The following is a 21,063-nucleotide window of genomic DNA, read 5'->3' on the forward strand; positions in this document are numbered from 1 at the left end:
CCCCGTTGCCAAACCCCGGACACCCCCCGTCCGGCGGCCGTCCGCGCCCCTTCATGAAGTTTTTGTGACAAACGGCAGTCACGGCTCGCGCGAACCGTCTAGGCATTCGTGCGCGGCGTCGACATGACCAATCGTAACCATGGCGGCGCCCCCGGTGGATTCGGTCCCGTCCGCGTGTCGCGGGTAGGCGCAGACCACGACAGCGGTTTGATCATGAGAACTGGGTTCAACACATGCGTGACCTGACGAAGAACGATGCGCCGCGTTACCTGAAGGCGGTGAGCTTGGCAGTGCTGGGGTTGGGAATACAGGGCGCCGCCCTGGCGCAGACGGCCGCCCCGGCCGGGATGCCGGCGCCGGCCGAGGCGTCGCGGCCGGTCGATATCAATGAATACGTCGTGCGCGGCAATACCGTGCTCGACGCGCGCGCGATCGAGACGGCGGTGACGCCGTTCCTCGGCCCGCAGAAAACCATGAAGGACATCGAGGGCGCGCGCGACGCCCTGCTGGCGGCCTATCAGGCCAAGGGCTATCAATCGGTCTACGTCGACCTGCCCGAGCAGCAGGTGACCAACGGCGTGGTGCTGCTGCAGGTGAGCGAAACCAAGGTCGGCCGGGTGCGCGTGGTCGGCGCGCAGTACAACTCGCCCAGCGAGATCCGCGAGCAGGTGCCGGCGCTGAAGGAGGGCGAGGTACCCGACTTCAACCAGGCGCAATCCGAGCTGACCGCGCTCAACCGCAGCCCCAAGCGGCAGGTGATGCCGCTGGTCAGGCAGGGCCAGCTGCCGGGCACCATGGACGTCGACCTGAAGGTCGACGACAGCACGCCATGGCGCGCCAGCGTGGGCCTGAACAACGACTACAGCCCCGACACCAAGCCGCTGCGCTTCAACGCCACCATCGGCAACGACAACCTGTGGCAGCTCGGCCATAGCCTGTCGCTGAGTTTCGTCGGCGCGCCGCAGGACATGAGCCAGAGCAAGGTGTTTTCCGGCTCGTACGTGGCGCCGCTGCGCGGCTCGGACTGGAGCCTGGAGGTCGACGCCTACAAGTCGGACAGCAACATCGCCACGCTGGGCGGCACCAACGTGCTGGGCAAGGGCCATTCGATCGGGCTCAAGGCCAACTACACGGTGCCCGACACCGGCAACTGGTGGCATTCGTTCGGCATCGGACTCGACTTCAAGCAGAGCGACGAAGCGCTGAGCCTGGGCGCGACCGCCGACAGCGTGCCGCTGAAGTACGCGCCGATCACCCTCGAATACCAGGGCTTCCTGCAGACCGAGCGCGGCCAGTACGGCCTCGACCTGTCGCTGGTCAGCGGCACGCGCAGCCTGTTCGGCTACGGCAGCAACTGGCGCGAGTTCGACAACAAGCGCTACAAGTCGCCGGGCTACTTCCTGGCGCTCAAGGGCGACGGCAACGCCACCTACAGCTTCGCCGACGATATCCAGCTTTTCGTCCGCCTGGCGGGCCAGATGACCGATTCGCCGCTGGTGTCGGCCGAGCAGCTGGCCGGCGGCGGCATGAACTCGGTGCGTGGCTATCTCGCGGTCGAGGCGGTCGGCGACTACGGCGCGGTCGGCTCGGTCGAGCTGCGCTCGCCGCCCCTGACCTTCCTCGGCTCGAACATCCAGAACTGGCGCGCCTACGTCTTCGCCGACGCGGCCCGCCTGCGGCTGCGCGAGGCGCTGGAAGAGCAGCAGGACAGCTTCACGCTGGCGTCCGTGGGGCTGGGCACCAGCTTTCGTGTCGGCGAGCGCCTGTCGGGCCGGCTCGACCTGGGCTACCCGCTCAAGGCCGGGCCGCGCACGGAGCGCCACGACGCCCGCCTGAACTTCAGCATCAACGCCAGCTATTGACGGCCCCTCACCCGGATCCACCCATTTTTCGTATTCGCGCCTTCGGAGATCTTCTGTCATGCGACGCATTCTGTTCCTGCTCACGCTGCTGAGCACGCTCCTGCCGGGCCTGGCCAATGCCTGGTGGCAGCCCGACTGGGCCTACCGCAAGCCCATCACCATCGACGCCGGTCCCCAGGGCGGCGCGCTCGGCGGCGACGCCGGCCGCACGCCGGTCCTGGTGCGCCTGCACACCGGCAACTTCAGTTTCCAGGGCGTCAGCGACAGCGGCGCCGACCTGCGCTTCGTCGCCGGCGACGACAAGACGGTGCTGAACCACCAGATCGAACAGTTCGACCCGCTGCTGGGCATCGCGCTGATCTGGGTCGACGTGCCGAACGTGTCGGCCGGCGCGCCGCAGCAGATCTACATGTACTACGGCAATCCGAAAGCGCCGGCCGGCGGCAACGGCCAGCTGACCTTCGATCCGAACTACACCCTGGTCTACCACTTCGCCGAGAGCGGCGTGCCGCCCCGCGACACCACCGCCTACGGCAACCACGCGCAGACCCCGGTGATCGGCATCGACGGCACCGTGATCGGCAAGGGCGCCCAGATGGGCCAGCAGCCGTTGATGCTGCCCGCCTCGCCGTCGCTGGCCACCGCCGCCGGTTCGTCGTTCACCTTCTCGGCCTGGGTCCGTCCCGAGCAGCTGGGCCCGCAGCAAGCCATCTTCGCCCGCCGCGACGGCGCCAACGAGCTGCTGATCGGCCTCGACCAGGGCGTGCCCTTCGTCGAGATCAACGGCCAGCGCAGCGCGCCCGGCCAGCCGATCCAGGCCGGCCAGTGGTCGCACCTGGCGGTCAAGGTCGACGGCCAGAACGCCGCGCTGTACGTGGGCGGCCGTCCCACCGTGTCGCTGGCCGCCAGCCTGCCGGCGCTGAGCTCGGCCCCGGCCGTGGGCGGCGACGTGCCGGATGCCGCCACCCCGCTGGCCGCCTTCACCGGCGCCATCGACGAAGTGCGCCTGTCGAAGGTCGCGCGTCCCGACGCGCTGATCCTGGCCGACGCCATCGCCCAGGGCGCCGATTCGCGCCTGGTGGTGATGGGCGCCGACGAGCAGCAGGCCGGCAAGAGCTACTTCGGCTTCATCCTGTCGGCGATGCCGGTCGACGCCTGGGTGGTGGTGGCGGTGCTGGGCGTGCTGATGGTCATCTCGTGGGTCATCATGATCGCCAAGGGCCGCAGCTACGGCGCGATCGCCCGCGCCAACGCCGACTTCATGGCGCATTTCCGCAAGGCCGCCGGCGCGCCGCTCGACGAGCTGGCCAGCGGCAACCGCGTGCCGCAGGACATCCGGCAGGACTCGACGCTGTGGCGCCTGTACGAGGTCGCCATCGCCGAAATGCGCCGCCGCCAGGAACGCGGCTACGACCTGAACGCCGTGTCGAACGCCACCATCAGCGCGATCCGCGCCGCGATGGACGGCGTGGCCGTGCGCGAATCCGAGAACATGGGCAAGCGCATGAGCTGGCTGTCGACCACCATCGAAGGCGCGCCCTACGTGGGCCTGCTGGGCACGGTGCTCGGCATCATGCTGGTGTTCGTGGTGGCGGCGATGGCCGGGGCCGTGGACATCAACTCGGTGGCGCCCGGCATGGCCGCCGCGCTGCTGTGTACCGCCGCCGGCCTGGCCGTCGCGATCCCCGCCCTGTTCGGCTACAACTGGCTGGCCTCCCGTTCGGAAGCCATCGGTGCCGACATGGCGGTGTTCATCGATGAATTCTCGACCCGTCTCGCCGAAGAGCAGGGCGAGGGCCGCCAGGTCCGCTCCCTGCAGCGGGCCTGAGGACCCGGATCATGGCAAACGCAGCCAAGTTCGGCGCCAAGAAGCGCGTCAACGGCATCAACGTAACGCCGTTCGTCGATGTGCTGCTGGTCGTGCTGGTCATCTTCATCCTCACCAGCAACGCCAGCATCCCGGGCATCCGGGTCGACCTGCCGAAGGCAAGCTCCACCGTCGCGCTGGAGAAGCCCAAGACCAAGGCAATCACGATCGACAACGCGGGCCAGGTCTTCCTCGACGCCTATCCGGTCACGCTGCCGGAGCTCGAGGAGCGCCTGCGCACGCAAAAGGCCCTGACGCCGGATTTCCCGGTGATCGTGCGCGGCGACGCGTCGGTGCAGTACGCGAAGGTGGTGGAGGTGCTGGATCTGTTGCGGCGCATCGAACTCACCCAGATCGGTCTCGTAACGGGCAAACCGGCCTGAGGGAGGAAGCGTGAACCGTCGCGACCCAACTCTTCCCGACGAGCGCCCGGGCCGGTCCCGGCGCCGCTGGCAAGGCCCCGTGATCGCCGTGGTTGCGGTCGCGGCGGTCGGGGCGCTGCTCTGGCACCTGCTGACGGATACCGCCGTCAAGCGGCGCGAGGTGGCCGCCACGCCGATGCTGATGCTGCCGCCGCCCCCGCCGCCCGAGAAACCGCCCGAGCCCGAACCGGAGAAGGTGCAGCCCGAGGAGCCCGAGCCCAAGCCGACGCCGGAAAAGCCGCTGGAGCAGACCAAGGAAGAGGCGCCGCCGAATCCTTCGCAGGACATGAACCCGGTGACCATCGCCGGCGACGCCCAGGCCGGCACGGACGCCTACGGCGCGCTGTCCGGCGACGGCGGCGGCGCCAACGGCACCGGGATGCCGCGCGGCGGTCCCGGCAATGGCTCCTACGGCGCCTACGTTTCGAGTTCGCTGCAGCGCGAGCTGGCGCGGGACGACCGCACCAAGACGCTGGCCTTCGACGACATCCGCCTCGACGTGTGGCTGGACTCCGAGGGCAGGACGACCCGCGCCGAACTGGTCAAGGGTACGGGACGCAAGGAAATCGATGCCGCCGTGCTGGCCATGGTGCAGGAGTTCCGCTGCGACGAGCGGCCGCCCCCGGGCATGCCGTTTCCGCTGCACATGACCGTCAGGGGGCGCCGGCCGTGACGAACGCCAACGCTGTTTCCCAATCCTCAACTTTCGTGAACGAACCGATGAATCGCTCTGTCTTCCACCAATGCGCGCCGGGCGCGCTGTCGCGCCGCGCGCCGCGCGCGGCGTCGACTCCCCCGCTGAACCGTCGGCTCCACGCGATCGCCGTTGCCTCGGTCCTGGCACTGATGACCGCGTCGGCCGCCGCCCAGACGCCGCCCGCCGCGCCGCAGGAAAGCGCGATGGTCCGGCTGATCCGCGGCCTGATCCAGAGCGGCGCGCTCAGCAAGGACGTGGGCGAGGCCCTGCTGGCCCAGGCCCAGACCGAGGCGATGGCGCTGCAGAAGCTGGAGCACCAGGCCACGGCGCCCGCCGCGGCTCCGGCGCAAGCGCCGGCAACGGCGCCCCAGCCGGGCGACGTGCGCGTGCCCTACATCTCGCAGACCGTGCGCGACGAGATCCGCAACGAACTCAAGGGCGAAGTGCTGGCCCAGGCCAAGGCCGAGGGCTGGGCCGCGCCGAACGAGGCGCCGGAGTGGACCAAGCGCATCCACATCGAAGGCGACGTGCGCGTGCGCAGCGAGTCGCGCTTCTTCGACGGCGGCACCACGCTGAACCCGGACGGCACCATGCCCGGCAACTCCAACATCGAAGTCGACTGGGGCGCCATCAACAAGGGCAGCGGCTACGACGTCAACCAGAACACCAATCTGCAATTGCCGCCGCTGATCAACACCCGCCAGGACCGCCGCAACCTGCTGCGCGTGCGGGCCCGCCTGGGCGTGCTGGCCGACCTGTCGGAAAACACGCAGGTCGGCGTGCGCCTGGCCTCCGGCAGCGACGACAGCCCGGTCTCCACCACCCAGACCCTGGGCGGCGGCCTCGACAAGAAGAACCTCTGGCTCGACCAGGTCTACGCCTCCTACCGTTTCAACGACTGGCTCAAGGTCATCGGCGGCCGCTTCGGCAATCCCTTCATGTCGACCGACATGGTGTTCTCCGGCGACCTGAACTTCGACGGCGTCGCCGCCCGCGTCGACAGGCCGCTGGAAGGCACCGGCGTGTCGGTGTTCGGCACCCTGGGCTTCATTCCGCTCGAATACCTGTCGGACAGCTTCCCCAGCCAGGAGCAGAACAAGGAACCGAGCCACGACAAATGGCTGCTGGGCGCGCAGGTCGGCGCCAACTGGAAGATCGACGACGGCAACCGCGTGATCGGCGCGGCCGCCTTCTACGACTACAGCAACATCAGCGGCCGCCTGTCGGACCCCTGCTCGCTGTACTCCGGCGCCACCTCCTGCAACACCGACTGGACGCGGCCCGCCTTCATGCAGCGCGGCAACACGCTGATGATGCTGCGCAATATCGCGCTCAATCCGCTCGACCCGGCCAACACGCCGATGCCGCAGTACGTGGGCCTGGCTTCCAAGTTCCAGGTGCTGGACCTGAACTTGCGCTGGGATACCAAGGTGATGGGCAAGTACGGCCTGCGCCTGGACCTGAACTACGCGCGCAACCTGGCCTACGACGAGGACGAGATGTTCCGGCGCGCCGGCCTGGCCGACGGCATCGTCAACAACTACGGCAAGACCGCCAGCAACCCGACCCGCGCCGACTTCCGCAGCGGTCCCAACGCCTACATGATCCAGGCGACCTTCGGCAACCCGACGCCGTCGGCGCGCGGCGACTGGAACCTGCTGGCCGGCTACAAGCGCATCGAACCCGATGCGCTGCCCGACGCCTACAACGATTCGTCGTTCCATGGCGGCGGCACGAACGCGCGCGGCTACTTCCTGGGCGCTTCGTACGCGGTCGACAAGAACGCGTGGTTCACCGGCCGCTGGCTCGGCACCAAGGAAGTCTATGGCCCGCCCGTGTCGATCGACACGCTGCAGGTCGAATTCAATGCGCGCTTCTAAGGAGTCCGCCATGTCGAATTCAATCCTCGCCCGCACCGCAGCGCGGCCGCGCCGCGATGCCCGGTCGTGGCGGCCGGCGGCGCTGGCCGTCATGCTGGCCCTGGCCGGCGCGGCCCATGCCCAGGCCCAGGGCGACAGCATGGAAGACCGCCTGCGCAACCAGCTGCGCAACGTGACCGCCCAGCTGCAGCAGGCGCAGAACGAGCTGGCCGTGCTGCGCGCCAAGGCCGCCCAGCCGCAGGCGCCCGCCGCGCCGCCGGCCGAGCTCGAATCGCTGAAAAAGGACCTGGCGCGGGCCGAGGCCCGGGCGGCGCAGGAACGCGCGGCGCGCAGCCAGGCCGAGGCCAGCAACCAGGATCTGCGCCAGCAGGCCCAGGCGCTGGTCGACAAGGCCAACGCCCAGCTCGCGCAGTACCGCAACGCCTACGACGAACTGCTGAAAATGGCCCGTGCGTCGGAGGCCGAGCGCCAGCGCCTGGCCGCCGAGACCACCACGCAGCGCACCGCGATCACGCAGTGCGAAGCGAAGAACGCGCAGCTGTACGAGGTCGGCCAGCAGATCCTGCACGCCTACGAAACGATGGACGTCGGCACCGTGATGGCCGCGCGCCAGCCGTTCGCCGCGCGGGCCCGCGTCAAGTACGACGAGATCGCGCAGAAGTTCGGCGACCAGCTGTACGGCGGTCGTTTCGACGAGCGCCAGGCGGCCCAGACGGCCGCCCAGCCCGCCGCCGCGCCGGCCGCCCAGGGCGGCGCGGGCGGTTCGGGCGGTTCGGGGGGTTCGGGCGCCGGCACGCCGCCGAAGGCGAACTAGCGCTGCACGCAGCACAACGAGGTAATTCCATGAAATCGCAATCCCAGTCCCTTCTTCCCTTCCTCCGCATCGCCGCCGGGGCCGTGTTGTCGGCCGGTTTCGGCATGGCCTTCGCGCAGGCTCCCGCGGCCGGGGCCGGCGGCGCCGCCGTGGCGCGCGCCGGTTCGGTCGCGATCAGCCAGGACGAGGTGACCCGCCTGCTGCAGGCCATGCCGGACACGGAACGCGCGGCCGCCAAGAACGACCGCGCGGGCATCGAGAACTGGCTTCGCCAGCGGCTGTCGGCCGAGGCGCTGCTGAAGGACGCGCAGGCCAAGGGCTGGGCCGACCGCCCGGAAATCAAGGCGCGCCTGGCCGCGGCGGTGCAGGAGATCACCGCCCGCATCGTCTCCACCACCTATCTCGACTCCGTCAGCCAGGTGCCGGCTGGCTATCCGTCCGATGCGGAAGTGGCCGCGGCGTACGAGCAGGGCAAATCCGACCTGGTGGTGCCGGCCACCTACCGCATCGCGCAAATCTACCTGCCGGCGGCCGCCGGCGACGCGGCCGCGGTGGAGAAGACCCGCGCCGAAGCCAAGGCGCTGGCGCAACAGGCGCGCAAGGGCGACTTCGCCGCCATCGCGACCGCGCAGTCCAAGGACGAGCGCAGCGCCAAGCAGGGCGGCGAGGTCGGCACCCTGCCGCTGTCGCAGATGCTGCCCGAGGTACGCGATACGGTGGCCAAGCTGAAGGTGGGCGAGGTCAGCGATCCGGTGCAGTCCAGCGCCGGCTTCCACGTGCTCAAGCTGCTGGAAACGCATCCGTCGCGCACCGCCACGCTGGACGAAGTCAAGCCGCAGCTGCAGGCGGCGCTGCGCCAGCAACGCCAGCGCCAGCTGGCGCAGGCCTTCATGGACGGCCTGGTGCCGCCCAACAGCCAGGTGGTCGATGCGGCCGCGCTGGATGCGGCCTTGAAGAAAGTGAATTGACGAGCGGAGGACGACACGATCATGACCGACAACGCAACGACCTCTGCCGTGCCGCAAGCCGACAGCCCGATCCTGACCGCGGTGTCGCCCGAACAGGTGGCCGAGGCGATCAGGAACGCGGGCTGTGCCGTGAGCGCCGTCGAACAGGACGGCGTGGTCCGGCTGCACAGCGCCAGCCACGGCGTGGGCTTCCAGGTACTGTGGGGCAACGGGCCGGCGGCGGGGCGATTCGCCGACTTCACGCTGAGCTGCCCGCTGCGCGTGCAGGGCGGCCAGCTGCCCGATGGCCTGCTGGCCGAGTGGCATCGCAGCAAGCGCTTCGCGCGCGTTGCGCAGCACGGCGACTTCGTCGTGCTGGAAATGGACGTCGTCGTCGCCGGCGGCGTGGCGCCGGCCTACCTGACGGTGGCGGCGCAGCTGTGGACGCAGATGATGGGGCAGTTCTTCCTGTTCCTGCGCAACTTCAAGCCCGAAGCGGCGAGCGGCGGGCAAGCCTCCGAGGCGGCGCAGGCGGCGTCTGCGTGAGATCGGCAACCGGCCGGAGGATTCATCGGGACCGCCGCGTCCGGGCCGCCGATCTCCATCTACGGGAGTCCATCGACATGTCAACCGATGCCAAATGCCATGATGTCACCTATTCGCAGCGCAGGCTGGCCGATGTCGACCGGCAGATCGTGAGGCTGCGCCGCACCGAGGACGTCCGCCTGCGGCAGCGCGCCACGCTGCTGCACCTGATCGCCGAGGCGATGGCCGAGTTCGATATCTCGCGCAGCGAGGTCATGGCGGCGCGGCGCTTGGTCGGCGAGCCCGGCCGGCGCGGCCGTTCGTCGGCCTTCGAGCTGGACGACGCGCTCGGCCTGCAGGACGGCAGCGACGACGGCCACGACCAGCATTAGCCTTGATCCTCGTGGGCCGAAGCATGCCGTCGAAGGCGGCATGGCGGGTGCGTGGTCGGACGGCTTTCGCGGGTTCGCCGGGCCGCCGCCGCCTCGGCAGTATCGGTTTGTTACGGCAGCCCGGCTCCTGCATGCGGCATGCTTGCCGTCGCCGCTTTGCCGGCGCGGAAAGCCGGCGATTCCGACGGGGAACGTCATGAATGCCTCTACTTCTTTATCGAATGAATTGATGTCCCAATTGCAGGGCGCGCCGCTGCAGCAGCTGTCGCAGCAATTGGGCATGGACGCCGCGCAGACGCATCAGGCGGTGGGCGCGGCGCTGCCGCTGCTGCTGGGCGCGATGGGCCGCAACGCGGCCCGGCCGGAGGGCGCGCAATCGCTGTTCGGCGCGCTGCAGCGGGACTACGCCGGCGGCGGCCTCGAATCGATGCTGGGTTCGCTGCTGGGCGGCGGCAACCCGGCCGCATCGACCGATGCCGGCGCCATCCTGGGCCATATCTTCGGCGGCAGTCAGCAGCGCGCCGAAACCGGCCTGGGCAACGCCACCGGCATCGGCGGCGGCAATGCGTCCAATCTGCTCAAGATGCTGGCGCCCATCGTCATGTCGTTCCTGGCGCAGCGCGTGCAGTCGGGCGGCCTGGACGCCAACGACCTGGGCCGGACGCTGGGCCGGGAACACGACGCCGCGCGCCAGCAGGGCGGCCTGGGCGGCGGCCTGCTGGGCTCCGTGCTCGACCAGGACGGCGACGGACAGGTGGGGCTGGACGATCTGGTCAAGATAGGCGGCAGCCTGCTCGGCGGCCGGCGCTGAAGAAATTCCGGCGCGACGCGGCGGCCGGGCCGCGAGCACGGCCGGTCATTCGGGATTCGATTTGCCGGCGGATGCCGTCATGCGCCGATGGTAAATGGGCGCGATGACATTCGGCCGGCCGATCGCAGAGTTCGCCTGCATGGCGCTGGCATGGTGCGCGGCGTGCCATGCCTGGCCCGTTGCCGCTTCTGCCGCCGCAACCGCGTCCGGCGCTGCGCACACTGGCGCCGTTGCCGAACAGGCCGTCCGCCGACCCGTCCGCGTACAACCCGGCCAGCCCCGCCTAGGTCCTGGGCCGCGGCCGCCTGGGCGCCGCGCAACTGACCCGCTCACGCCCGACGAGCGGCGCCGCCCAGGCGCCCGCACGCGTTCACACAGACGTCACATCTGTCACGCCAGCTTCACATTGCCTGAATAGCATGGCCCGTCTTTGCCGGCGACATCGAGCTCTACAGCCGCGACAGCATCCTGCTGGGCCTGTCGCGCGTCATGACGACCTTCGGCGGCGGCATCCTGGCATGGTCGGCCGAAGGCGACATCAACGCCGGCCGGGGGTCGAAGACCACGCTGGTGTACACGTCGCCCAAGCGGGTGTACGACCCGGTGGGCAACGTGAAGCTGTCGCCGCAGGTGCCGAGCACCGGCGCCGGCATCGCCACGCTGGCGCCGATCCCGGAAGTGCCGCCGGGCGACGTCGACCTGGTGGCGCCGCTGGACACGATCGACGCCGGCGAAGCGGGCATCCGGGTGTCGGGCAACCTGAACATCTTCGCGCAGAACGTGGTCAATGCCGCCAACATCGACGTGAAGGGCAAGGCGACCGGGCTGCCGCCGCTGGCGGTGGTCAACGTGGGCGCGCTGACCAATGCCAGCGCGGCGGCGGCGCAGGCAACGGTGGCGGCGCAGGACGTGGTGCGCCAGGAGCGGGCGGCGGCGCGGCAGGCCCTGCCGTCGGTCTTCACCGTGCGCGTGCTGGGCTTCGGGCCCGCGTCGGAGGCGCCGCCCCCGGCCGCGCCGCCTCGCAAGCCGGCCGACCAGGCTTACTACGATCCCGGCAGCGCCTTTCAGTTCATCGGCCACGGCGAGCTCACGCCCGCGCAGACCGCCCGCCTGACCGAACGCGAACGCCGCGGCCTGCGGGGCCGGTAAGCCCATGTACACCATCGAAGCCGCCGAGGCCTTCCTGGCGGCGCACTACGACGAGCTCAAGCGCCGCCTGACCCGCCACCTGGGCTGCCCCGACCTGGCCGGCGACAGCCTGCAGGATGCCTGGCTGCGCCTGGCCAGCCAGCGGTCCGCGCGGCCGGTGGCCAATCCCGAAGCCGGCAATTCGGGCGGGCCGCTGTTCAACCTGCGGGGCGAGGTGATCGGCATCAATTCGCGCATCTACAGCAATAGCGGCGGCTACCAGGGACTGTCGTTCGCGATCCCGATCGACGTCGCGATGCGCATCAAGGAACAGCTGCAGACGCGCGGCACGGTCGTGCGCGGCCGCATCGGCGTGGTGGTGCAGGAAATCACCCAGGCGCTGGCCGATTCCTTCCACCTGCCCGAGCCCTCGGGCGCGCTGGTCAGCTACGTGGCGCCGGGCGGCGCCGCCGACCAGGCCGGGCTGCGGCCGGGCGACGTGATCCTGCGGGTGGGCGGACGCAAGGTGGTGCAGTCGGCCGACGCGCTGATCGCCATCGCCGACGCCGCGCCGGGCGATAGCGTGCCGCTGTCGATATGGCGCGACCGCGCGCCGCTGTCGGTCGACGTGGTGGTGGACCGCTTCGACGCGCCCAGGGCCCCCTCGGCGCCGCCCGCCGCGCCGCCCACGCCGCTGGGCGTGGTGGCGCGGCCCCTGCTGCCGCAGGAGCGCCAGGCGCTGCGCATCGGCGGCGGGCTGCTGGTGCAGCGGGTCAACGATGCCGCGGCGCGCGCCGGCGTCAAGCCCGCCGACGTGATCCTGGCCGTGAATGGCCAGCCGGTGGCCACGGTGGAGGAACTGGCGGAGGCGGTCGGCGCGGCCGATGGCGCCGCGGCGCTGCTGGTGCTGCGCAACGGCATCCGGCTGTTCATCCCGATCGAGACCTCGCCGCCGCAAGGGCAGGCCCCGTCCCAGCCGCAGCAGGCCGCGCCGCGCTGAAGCGTAGGTGTTCCCCCTTATTGATGCGCATACCCCTCGAACCTATAGTCGCGCTATGATAACGCTAACATAGCCTAGAGCGAGACGCACACGATGAGCGAAGACATCAAGGTAATAGCAACAGGCCTCCAGTTTCCCGAAGGGCCCGTCGCCATGCGCGACGGCTCGGTGCTGGTGGTCGAGATCCGCGGCGGCACCGTGCGGCGCATCGCGCCCGACGGCAGCGCCTCGCTGGCGGCCGACTGCGGCGGCGGACCCAACGGCGCCGCCATCGGCCCCGACGGCGCGCTCTATGTCTGCAACAACGGCGGCGCCAGCTACAAGCCCGGCCAGGTGCTGTCCTCCGGCCCGGCGGCCGACTACACCGGCGGCTACATCCAGCGCGTGGACCTGGCCACCGGCGACGTCCGCACCCTCTACGAAGGCTGCGACGGCACCCGCCTGTCGGCCCCCAACGATTTGGTGTTCGACCGCCACGGCGGCTTCTACTTCACCGACATGGGCAAGAAGATGGCCACGCACCGGGTGCATGGCGCGCTGTACTACGCGCTGCCCGACGGCTCGTCGATCCGCCAGCTCACCTACCACCTGCAGCAGCCCAACGGCGTGGCGCTGTCGCCCGACGGCAAGGTGGTGTACGTGTCGGAGACCGATACCGCCCGCCTGTGGGCCTTCGACGTTGCCGGCCCCGGCCAGATCGCCAGGCAGAAAGGCCCGGCGCCGCACGGCGGCCGGCTGGTGTGCGGCCTGCCGGGCTACCAGGGCTTCGACAGCATGGCGGTGGATTCGGAAGGCAACATCTGCGTGGCCACGCTCACCACCGGCGCCATCACGGTGGTCGCGCCCGACGGCGCCGTGCTGCGGCAGGTGAAGGTGCCCGACACGCACGTCACCAACATCTGCTTCGGCGGCCCCGGCCGCCGCACCGCCTACATGACCTTCGCCGAACGCGGCGAACTGGCGGCCATGCAATGGCCGGTGCCGGGCCTCGAACTCAACTTCAACGCCTGAAGGGAACGCCCTCTACGCGCGGCCGCGGGCCGCGTCCACGCTGAAGGCGCCGGCGCCGAAGTAGACGATCTGCAGCAGCCCGCCGGCGATCATGATGTTCTTCATGAAATTGATCATCTGGCCCTGGTCGCCCAGGTTGTTGTGGAAGAAGGCCGCCGCCGCCAGCGTGAATACCGCCATCGCCAGGCCGACCAGCCGCGTGCGGTAGCCCAGTATCAGCAGCGCGGCGCATACCACTTCGACCAGTACGGCGATCAGCCAGCCCACCGCGGGCAGCGGCAGCCCGACCGAGGCGATGTAGCCCACCGTGCCGGAATAATTGGTGAGCTTGCCGAAGCCGCTCACGATGAACGGCACGCCGATCAGCAGGCGTCCGGCGAAGGGAAGGAAGCGGGGAGACGACATGGCGATCCTCGGTGGCAAGTGGTCAGGGCGGGGGAGACCCCCGGATGGCGTGAGAGGATAGGGTTGCAAGGAACAAAGGTAAATATCGCCCGAGACAAACTTCCTTTGCAACAATGGAATAATCGGCCCATGACCGAGAATCCCGCCATCCGCCCCATGCAGGCGGCCGATTACGACGCGTTCTACGAATTGCTGCAAACCACGCCCGGCGTCACGGTGCGCGACGCCGATTCCCGCGATGCCACCGAACGCTACCTCGTCCGCAACCCCGGCCTCAGCTTCGCCGCGTTCGACCGCGGCCGCCTGGTCGGCTGCGCGTTGTGCGGCCACGACGGCCGGCGCGGCTACCTGCAGCACGTGATCGTGGCGCCCGGCTGGCGCCGCCGCGGACTCGGCCGCGCGCTGGTCGAGCGCTGCCTGCGCGGGCTGGAAGCGCAAGGCATCCGCAAGACCCACATCGATGTGCTGAAGAGCAACGGGGAAGGGCTGCGCTACTGGCTGGACGGCGGATGGGAATTGCGCGAAGACATCTATCGGTTGTCGATGAACCGGGGCGCGGGGGAAAACACCTGAGGCGGCGATTCCCGACAGCCGCGTGCCGGCCGCCGGGAATCGCAAAAAGGCCCGGCGTCGCCGGGCCCGGGTTCACAGGCGAAGGCCCATCACTCCGGCTGGACTTTCGCGTCGCGCGTCAGCCTGGCCCATTCTTCCTTGTCGTCCTTCAGCATCTGGCCGAACGGACCGGCCGCCACGTAGTTCGGCACCAGCCCGCGTTCGGTCAGCTCCTTCTTCAGGTCGGCATTGCCCATGACCTTGGCCCATGCCGCTTCCAGCCGCGTCTTGACGTCGTCCGGGATGCCGGCGGGCGCCAGCAGGCCCGACCACGTCGTGATCTTGTAGCCCGGCAGTCCGGCCGCCTCGGCCACGGTGGGCACGTCGGGCAGCAGCGGAACGCGGCGGTCCGAATCGGTGGCCAGCACCTTGAGCTTGCCGCTGCGGATGTGCTGCAGCGTGGGCGAGATGCCGTTGAACATCAGGTCCACCTGGCCGCCCAGCAGGTCGGCCATGGCCGGCGCGCTGCCGCGGTAGGGAATGTGGACGATGTCGACGCCGGCCATCCGCTTGAGCAGTTCCATGCCCAGGTGCTGCGAGCTGCCGGGGCCGACCGAGGCGTAGCTGAGCTTGCCGGGATTCTGCTTGGCGTAGGCCAGCAGGCCCTTCAGGTCGTTGGCCGGGATGGAGGGATGCGCGACCAGCACGAAGGGATGCAGGGCCGCCTGGCCGATCGGCGCGAAGTCGCGCAGCGGGTCGTACGGCAGCTTCTTCATCAGCGAGGCGTTGGCGGTGAAGGCGCTGGAGGTGAACAGCAGCGTATAGCCGTCGGCCGGGGCGCTGGCCACCTGTTCGGTGCCGATCACGGTGGCGGCGCCGGCCCGGTTGTCGAACACGATGGGCTGCTTCAGCTCGGCCGACAGGTACGGCCCGATCAGCCGCGCGACGATATCGGTGCCGCCGCCGGCCGGGAACGGCACGACGACGCGCACGGGCTTGTCGGGATAGGGGCCGGCCGCCAGCGCGGGGGCGGCCGGCGCCGCCGCCAGCGCCGCGAGCAGCAGCAGCGCATGGCGCCGGCCGGCACGGGCGAGGGGGCGGGGGGCGGTGGGGTGGTGCATCGATTGTCTCCTGCGGTGATTGATTGGGAAATGCGCAATGCGGGGAAAGCTCAGGCGCCGCTCTCTTTCCGGTAAAAGCCCAGCAACTGCTGGACGGAGTCGTCGGAAACTTCCAGCAGCCTGGCGTCGCTGCCGGCGGCGATGGCGTAGGGATGCCAGATCGGCACCGCAACCAGATCGCCGCGCTCGCAGTCGAAGGCCTGGTCGCCGACCTCGATCCGGCAGCTGCCTTCGATGATCGCGAACAGGCGCGAAGCCGCGTCGCGGTGCCGATGCGTGCGGGCCCCGGCGCCGAGCCGGTGCACCGTCAGGCCGATGGTGCGCATCGACGGCGTGTCCAGCCTGGCCGAACGGACGCCGTCGCGCTCCGGCGCCGCGGCCAGCAGCCGGTCCTGGTCGGCGGCGCTGATCCGCAGCGGCGATTCGGCGGGCGCCTGTTCGACCGGCTGGTAATGCTCCGGATGCGGCTCGAAGAACATCGATTCGAGCCGGTGCACCAGCGGCACGTCCAGGAAGTCGATCCAGTACGCATCGTGCCTGCCGTGGTCGAAGTGGCTGTGCCAGGTCCAGCCCGGCGTCAACAGCACGTCGCCCGGCACCATCGGCAGCTGCACGCCGTCCACCACCGTGTAGACCTCTTCCTGCGCGTCCAGCACCAGCCGCAGCGCATTGGGCGTATGGCGGTGGGCGCGCGCGTGCTCGCCCGGCCGCAGCATCTGGTAGGCGGCCACCAGATTGGGCAGCGACGCATAGTCGTTGTCGTCCACCGGGTTGAACATCAGCAGGTTGCGCCGCTCGGCCTGGTCGGTGCCGATCCACTGCGCGGCCAGGTCGATGTAGCGGCGGGCCTGCGCGTACTGCCAGTGGCGCGGCGTGAAAGGCGTGCGCGGTTCCTTCCACAGCGACGGGCGGGCCTTGTGCCAGCCGGCCGTGTAGCGCTCGCGGTTCAGCACGGGATAGAGCTGATCCAGGCCACCGATAACATCGACCGATGCTTGGCTGTCGTCGGACATTCGCGTCTCCATTCAGTCATCCATGACATATCAATTGCGTCGCATCGCCCCCTTGAGGGGGGCGGCCGCAGGCCGCGCGGGGGTGGGGCACCTCACCCAGCGCGCACGAATTCGTACGGCTTTTCGAACACCACGTTGGCGCCGAGCTTTCCCTGCACCACGGGAATCGACATGCGGCCCACGTGCTCGACCTCGATCGTGACCACGTCGCCGTCGCGCACCGGTCCGACGCCGGCCGGGGTGCCGGTGGCTATCAGGTCGCCCGGGTACAGGGTGGAGGCCGACGAGGCGATCGACACCATCTGCGGGATGTTCACGATCAGGTCGCGCGTGTTGGCCTGCTGGCGCAGTTCGTCGTTGACCCACAGCTTCATGCCGATGTCGGCCGGATCGGGCACCTCGTCGGCCGTCACGATCCACGGCCCCACCGGGGTGAAGCTGTCGTACGACTTGCGGAACACGCGCTCTTCCTTGCCGCGCACGGTCATGTCGAGCAGGCAGGCATAGCCGAACACGTGCTCCAGCGCGCGTTCGGTGGGAATCTGCCGGCCGCCCTTGCCGATCACCAGCGCGATTTCGCATTCGTGGTGGATCTCGCGGCCGGGCAGCGCGGGCAGCTCGATCGGGTCGGCCGGGCCGGACAGCGAGGAATTCGATTTGAGGAAATAACCCTGCACGTTGGCCAGCCCGCGCGAGGCCATTTCCTTCGCGTGGTCGTGGTAGTTCACCGGATAGGCCATCAGCTTGTTGGGCCAGGGCACCGGCGTTTCCAGGCGCACCGAGTCGAGCGGCACCGACGGGCCGGCGGCCATGCGCTGCGCGATGGCCGGACGCAATGCCTCGAAATCGCGGATCACGCGGCAGATGCCGGCGGGCGGCCAGGCCTGCGGGTCCACGCCGGCGGCATCGGTCACGTCGAATACGCGGCCATCCCGCACGATGCCGACGCGCCCGCCGTTGAAACGGATGATTTTCATGGAAGAGTTCCTGTCTGGGCGAACGGGTCAGGCGGGAGCGCGGAAGCCGGCGACCACGTCCCAGACGGCATTGGCGTCTGCCGGCGCGGTATCGCCGCGCCAGCAGACCGTGCCATCGGGGCGGACCAGGACCAGCGGCTTTTCGTACAAGGCGCGCGCCCGTTCGTTGACATCGGCGCGCTTGACCGGGATGCCGCGTTCGGCGGCGGCGCGTTCGAAGGCCGCGCTGTCCGGCGCGCCGGGCAGCGCCACCAGCACGTAGCAGGTGCCGTCGAACAGGTCGAGCGTGGACTTGCCCGGTTCCAGCCACACGTGCGGCGCGCGGCAACCGGGCCAGGTCGACTGCGTGACGATGCGCGGATCGTCCGGCGGCTCGGGCGTGCCGTCGGGCACGATCACGAAGGAGTCCGCATAGCGGTATCCCAGGTGCAGGCCGGCGGTGTTGAACTGCTTGGACGTCTGCCGCAGGCGCCGGCCGAACTGCCTGCGCAATTCGTCGGCGGCCGGGGTATCGTCTTCGAGGCCTTCGGGGGTCACCTTCATCATCGCGTCGATGCGGTCGGCGTTCGAGGCCGCGGCGATGGTGTTGCGGACGGCGGTGGCGCGCCGTTCCCACTCGTAGCTGTCGAGCAGGTGCGGGCCCGCCCAGCCGCGCAGCGCGGCCGCCAGCTTCCAGCCGAGGTCGAAGGCGTCGGCGATGCCGGTATTCATGCCGATGCCGCCGGTGGGGCAGAACAGGTGCGCGGCGTCGCCCGCCAGGAACACGTTGCCGGCGCGGAAGCGGTCCGCCACCGATTGGTGGTGCGACCAGTGCATGACCTGCAGGATCTCGAACGGGAAGTCCGAACCCATCGCGTCGCGGATCTGTTCGGCCGGATCGCGCTCGCTACCTTCTGGTTCGCCTTCCAGCACGTAGTTCTGGTAGTTCCAGATCTCGCCGCCGTTGATGTTGGTGAACACGCCGAAGGCGCCGGGGCGGAAGATGAAGTACAGATTGGCCCAGCCGGCGGCGGTGGCGTGTTCCAGGAAGGCCTTGCTGCGGAACAGATAGCTGACGTTGCGCCGCATCGCGCCGCGGCCGGTGTACGGGATGCCGAGCGTCGCCTTGACCGCGCTGCGGCCGCCGTCGCAGGCCACCAGGAAGCGCGAACGCACCTCGGTTTCGCGGCCGGTGGCCAGGTCGCGGAGCACCGAGGTGACGCCGTCGTCGTCCTGCCGGAAGGACACGAATTCCGTGCCGTAGCGCACGTCTGCCACGCCCTTGTCCAGTATCCAGCGCTTGACGATGGGCTCCAGGGCGTGCTGGCCGATCTGCACCTTGTAGTAAGGGGTCCATGCCGACTCGGGCACGTCGGTGCGCATTTCACGGTGCGCGGCCATGTATTCGTTGGGGGAGGGGCTGCCGTGCGCGTGCAGCAGCTTGCCCGACAGCCGCGTGGCGAACACGATGCGGTAGCCGTGCTCGCGCGGCAGGCTGGTGCGGACGATTTCGTCGTCCAGCCCCAGGCGGCGGTAGTACTCCATCGAGCGCGAGCCCAGCAGCGTGGCCCGCGGGTGCGCCGTGGGTTCGGTGCGGGTCTCCACCACCAGCGAGGGCACGCCCTTGGAGGTCAGGTCGGCCGCCAGCGCCAGGCCGGTCGGCCCGCCGCCGACGATCAGCACCGGCGTTTCTACTTTCTCCATGCTTCTTCCTGTCTTTGCTGCGAGGTTTCCGGGCCGGGCCCGAAGATTCGAAACATTGTTTTCTTGATGTAGAACAATGTTCTGTATGTCCGGAATGCTAATATCGGAACGGAATGCTGTCAATTGAGAACAGCGTTCCGTTATGGCGCTTGATAGAATGCGGCAAGGGGATGAGCATGGCAGCCGAAGACAAGGAAGATCGAAGCGTGGCGACCCTGGAGCGGGCGCTCGCAATTCTAGGAACGTTCGAAATCAGTCCCAGCCAGTCCCTGGCAGACCTCTCGCGGCGTACCGGCCTGTACAAGAGCACGCTGCTGCGGCTGCTCGGCACGCTGGAGAAGTTCGGCTATATCGGGCAGCAGGACGACGGCAGCTATCACATCGGCGTCGCCGCCCTGCACCTGGGCAGCCTGTACCAGCGCTGGATCAAGCCGGCCGAGCTGATCAATCCGGCCTTGCGCGCCCTGGTCGAAGAAACCGGCGAAAGCTCGTCATTCAACGTGCAGGAAGGCGACCTGCGCGTATGCGTGTACCGCGTCGATTCCCCGCACAAGATCCGCGACCACGTCCGCGTGGGCGACCTGCTGCCGCTGCGGCGCGGCGCCGCCGGCAAGGTGCTGCTGGCCTTCGGCCAGGAACGCGACGACCCGGCGTGGAACGGACTGCGCGCCGACTGCTTCTGCTTCACCAAGGGCGAGATCGAGCCCGACACCGCAGCCATCGCCGCGCCCGTCTTCGCCGCCGGCGGCGTGCTGGAAGGGGTGCTGGCCATCACCGGACCGGCGTTCCGCTTTTCCGACGACAAGGTCGAATCGATGCGCCTGCCCCTGCTGCGCGCCGCCCTGGCGCTGAGCCGCGATTTCGGCGGCCGCACCGAGGTCCTGGAGGCCGCGGTGCACCGGGCTCAGCAGGCGGTGCCTGCCGCATAGAGTAAGAGTCAGTCAGTACTTATGCCCGTGGCTTGCGCCACGGTGCGGTACTTGGCGATCTCCGCCTCGACGAACTGCTGGAACTGCGCGGGCGTCATCGGATTGCGCCGCACGCCGAGTTCGTCCAGTTTCTTGACCACTTCGGGTTCCTGCACGATGCGGTTGATCTCCTTGTTGAGCCGATCCACGATGGCGGGCGGCGTGCCGGCCGGGGCCGCCACCCCATACCAGTTGGTGACCTCGAATTGCTTGAAGCCCGATTCCGTCATCGTCGGCACGTCCGGGTACTCGGGGTCGCGCTGGGGCGTGGTGACCGCCAGCGCGCGCATCCGGCCGTCCTTCAGATAGGGCACGACCGACGACAGCGCGTCGAAGTTCATGTCGATCTGCCCGCCCAGCAGGTCGACGATGGCCGGGCTGCTGCCCTTGTACGGCACGTGGACGAGCTTGACGCCGGCGCCCATCGCCAGCATTTCGCCCGCCAGGTGGTTGGTGCTGCCGACGCCGGGCGACGCGAAGGTCAGCCCCTTGGGGCTGGACTTGGCCGCCGCGACCAGGTCCGCCACGCTCTTGAACGGGCGTTGGGCATTGATCACCAGGATGTTCGGCACGTAGCCCACGTAGGAAATGAGGGCGAAGTCCCTGACGGGGTCGTAGAGCGGCTTCTTGGCGATGGTGGGGGCGATCGCGTTCGAATTGACGTGGGCCATCAGCAGCGTATAGCCGTCCGGCGCCGCCTTGGCCACCGCGTTGGCGCCGACCATGCCGGTCGCGCCGGGCCGGTTCTCGACGACGAATTGCTGGCCGAGCGATTCCGACAGTTTCTGCGCCAGCAGGCGCGCGACGATGTCGGTGCCGCCGCCGGGCGCGAAACCGACGATGAAGCGGACCACCCGGTTGGGATACTCCTGCGTCTGTGCATGAGCCGAGGCCGTTGCCAGCGCGATGGCCGCGCCGATGCACCATTTGAACGTTCTCATATCGCGTCTCCTTGTCGATGCCGCCGGGAAGGCGGCTCGCTGTGTTG

General features: G+C 69.4%; 21 protein-coding genes. 15 read left to right on the forward strand and 6 right to left on the reverse strand.

What is annotated here, in order from left to right:
• Positions 1-233: 233 nt before the first annotated feature.
• The 13 genes from ABD927_RS00975 to ABD927_RS01035 all read left to right on the forward strand — a co-directional run bounded on the left by ABD927_RS00975 (position 234) and on the right by ABD927_RS01035 (position 13,356).
• Entirely contained in the window at positions 234-1,862 is a 1,629-nt protein-coding gene (locus tag ABD927_RS00975) for a ShlB/FhaC/HecB family hemolysin secretion/activation protein (protein ID WP_345245393.1), read from the forward strand.
• Between the two features lie 58 nt (positions 1,863-1,920).
• Positions 1,921-3,690, forward strand: a complete 1,770-nt coding sequence (locus ABD927_RS00980; protein WP_345245395.1) for a DUF2341 domain-containing protein — start codon at positions 1,921-1,923, stop codon at positions 3,688-3,690.
• 11 nt (positions 3,691-3,701) lie between these two features.
• Positions 3,702-4,112 (forward strand): ExbD/TolR family protein, encoded by a 411-nt coding sequence (locus ABD927_RS00985; protein WP_345245397.1) that lies wholly within the window; start codon positions 3,702-3,704, stop codon positions 4,110-4,112.
• A 79-nt stretch (positions 4,113-4,191) separates the two neighbouring features.
• Positions 4,192-4,824, forward strand: a complete 633-nt coding sequence (locus ABD927_RS00990; protein ID WP_345245399.1) for an energy transducer TonB family protein — start codon at positions 4,192-4,194, stop codon at positions 4,822-4,824.
• Between the two features lie 47 nt (positions 4,825-4,871).
• Entirely contained in the window at positions 4,872-6,728 is a 1,857-nt protein-coding gene (locus tag ABD927_RS00995; RefSeq protein WP_345245401.1) for a putative porin, read from the forward strand.
• Positions 6,729-6,738: 10 nt separating this feature from the next.
• Positions 6,739-7,542: a hypothetical protein gene (locus tag ABD927_RS01000; protein WP_345245403.1), complete on the forward strand. Its 804-nt coding sequence runs from the start codon at positions 6,739-6,741 to the stop codon at positions 7,540-7,542.
• 29 nt (positions 7,543-7,571) lie between these two features.
• Positions 7,572-8,510 (forward strand): peptidylprolyl isomerase, encoded by a 939-nt coding sequence (locus ABD927_RS01005; protein ID WP_345245405.1) that lies wholly within the window; start codon positions 7,572-7,574, stop codon positions 8,508-8,510.
• A gap of 21 nt (positions 8,511-8,531) precedes the next feature.
• Entirely contained in the window at positions 8,532-9,035 is a 504-nt protein-coding gene (locus tag ABD927_RS01010; RefSeq protein ID WP_345245407.1) for a YbjN domain-containing protein, read from the forward strand.
• A gap of 77 nt (positions 9,036-9,112) precedes the next feature.
• Positions 9,113-9,406, forward strand: coding sequence for a hypothetical protein (locus ABD927_RS01015; RefSeq protein ID WP_345245409.1), 294 nt, complete (start codon positions 9,113-9,115; stop codon positions 9,404-9,406).
• A 196-nt stretch (positions 9,407-9,602) separates the two neighbouring features.
• Positions 9,603-10,217 carry a DUF937 domain-containing protein gene (locus ABD927_RS01020; protein ID WP_345245411.1) on the forward strand — a complete coding sequence of 205 codons (615 nt, stop codon included), beginning with the start codon at positions 9,603-9,605 and terminating at the stop codon, positions 10,215-10,217.
• Positions 10,218-10,706: 489 nt separating this feature from the next.
• Positions 10,707-11,366, forward strand: coding sequence for a filamentous haemagglutinin family protein (locus ABD927_RS01025; protein WP_345245413.1), 660 nt, complete (start codon positions 10,707-10,709; stop codon positions 11,364-11,366).
• A 4-nt stretch (positions 11,367-11,370) separates the two neighbouring features.
• Complete coding sequence (locus ABD927_RS01030) at positions 11,371-12,345, forward strand: PDZ domain-containing protein (RefSeq protein WP_345245415.1); 975 nt, start codon at positions 11,371-11,373, stop codon at positions 12,343-12,345.
• A 93-nt stretch (positions 12,346-12,438) separates the two neighbouring features.
• Positions 12,439-13,356: an SMP-30/gluconolactonase/LRE family protein gene (locus ABD927_RS01035; RefSeq protein ID WP_345245417.1), complete on the forward strand. Its 918-nt coding sequence runs from the start codon at positions 12,439-12,441 to the stop codon at positions 13,354-13,356.
• Positions 13,357-13,368: 12 nt separating this feature from the next.
• Here the strand turns inward: ABD927_RS01035 and ABD927_RS01040 are convergent, their stop codons facing one another.
• Positions 13,369-13,761 (reverse strand): DoxX family protein, encoded by a 393-nt coding sequence (locus ABD927_RS01040; RefSeq protein ID WP_345245419.1) that lies wholly within the window; start codon positions 13,759-13,761, stop codon positions 13,369-13,371.
• 129 nt (positions 13,762-13,890) lie between these two features.
• Here ABD927_RS01040 and ABD927_RS01045 point away from each other — a divergent pair, with 129 nt between their 5' ends.
• Positions 13,891-14,334 carry a GNAT family N-acetyltransferase gene (locus tag ABD927_RS01045; protein WP_345245421.1) on the forward strand — a complete coding sequence of 148 codons (444 nt, stop codon included), beginning with the start codon at positions 13,891-13,893 and terminating at the stop codon, positions 14,332-14,334.
• An 89-nt stretch (positions 14,335-14,423) separates the two neighbouring features.
• On the opposite strand, the gene ABD927_RS01050 is transcribed toward ABD927_RS01045, so the two are convergent.
• The 4 genes from ABD927_RS01050 to ABD927_RS01065 all read right to left on the reverse strand — a co-directional run bounded on the left by ABD927_RS01050 (position 14,424) and on the right by ABD927_RS01065 (position 19,107).
• Positions 14,424-15,434, reverse strand: coding sequence for a tripartite tricarboxylate transporter substrate binding protein (locus tag ABD927_RS01050; protein WP_345245423.1), 1,011 nt, complete (start codon positions 15,432-15,434; stop codon positions 14,424-14,426).
• 50 nt (positions 15,435-15,484) lie between these two features.
• Positions 15,485-16,447, reverse strand: a complete 963-nt coding sequence (locus tag ABD927_RS01055; RefSeq protein WP_345245425.1) for a cupin domain-containing protein — start codon at positions 16,445-16,447, stop codon at positions 15,485-15,487.
• Between the two features lie 92 nt (positions 16,448-16,539).
• Positions 16,540-17,424: a fumarylacetoacetate hydrolase family protein gene (locus ABD927_RS01060; RefSeq protein ID WP_345245427.1), complete on the reverse strand. Its 885-nt coding sequence runs from the start codon at positions 17,422-17,424 to the stop codon at positions 16,540-16,542.
• Between the two features lie 27 nt (positions 17,425-17,451).
• Positions 17,452-19,107 (reverse strand): FAD-dependent monooxygenase, encoded by a 1,656-nt coding sequence (locus ABD927_RS01065; protein ID WP_345245429.1) that lies wholly within the window; start codon positions 19,105-19,107, stop codon positions 17,452-17,454.
• A gap of 176 nt (positions 19,108-19,283) precedes the next feature.
• Here ABD927_RS01065 and ABD927_RS01070 point away from each other — a divergent pair, with 176 nt between their 5' ends.
• Entirely contained in the window at positions 19,284-20,036 is a 753-nt protein-coding gene (locus ABD927_RS01070) for an IclR family transcriptional regulator (RefSeq protein WP_345245431.1), read from the forward strand.
• A gap of 8 nt (positions 20,037-20,044) precedes the next feature.
• Here ABD927_RS01070 and ABD927_RS01075 read toward each other — a convergent pair whose 3' ends face one another.
• Positions 20,045-21,016 (reverse strand): Bug family tripartite tricarboxylate transporter substrate binding protein, encoded by a 972-nt coding sequence (locus tag ABD927_RS01075; protein ID WP_345245433.1) that lies wholly within the window; start codon positions 21,014-21,016, stop codon positions 20,045-20,047.
• Positions 21,017-21,063: the final 47 nt, after the last annotated feature.

It is taken from the genome of Pigmentiphaga soli, from assembly GCF_039541095.1.
GTDB lineage: Bacteria > Pseudomonadota > Gammaproteobacteria > Burkholderiales > Burkholderiaceae_B > Pigmentiphaga > Pigmentiphaga soli.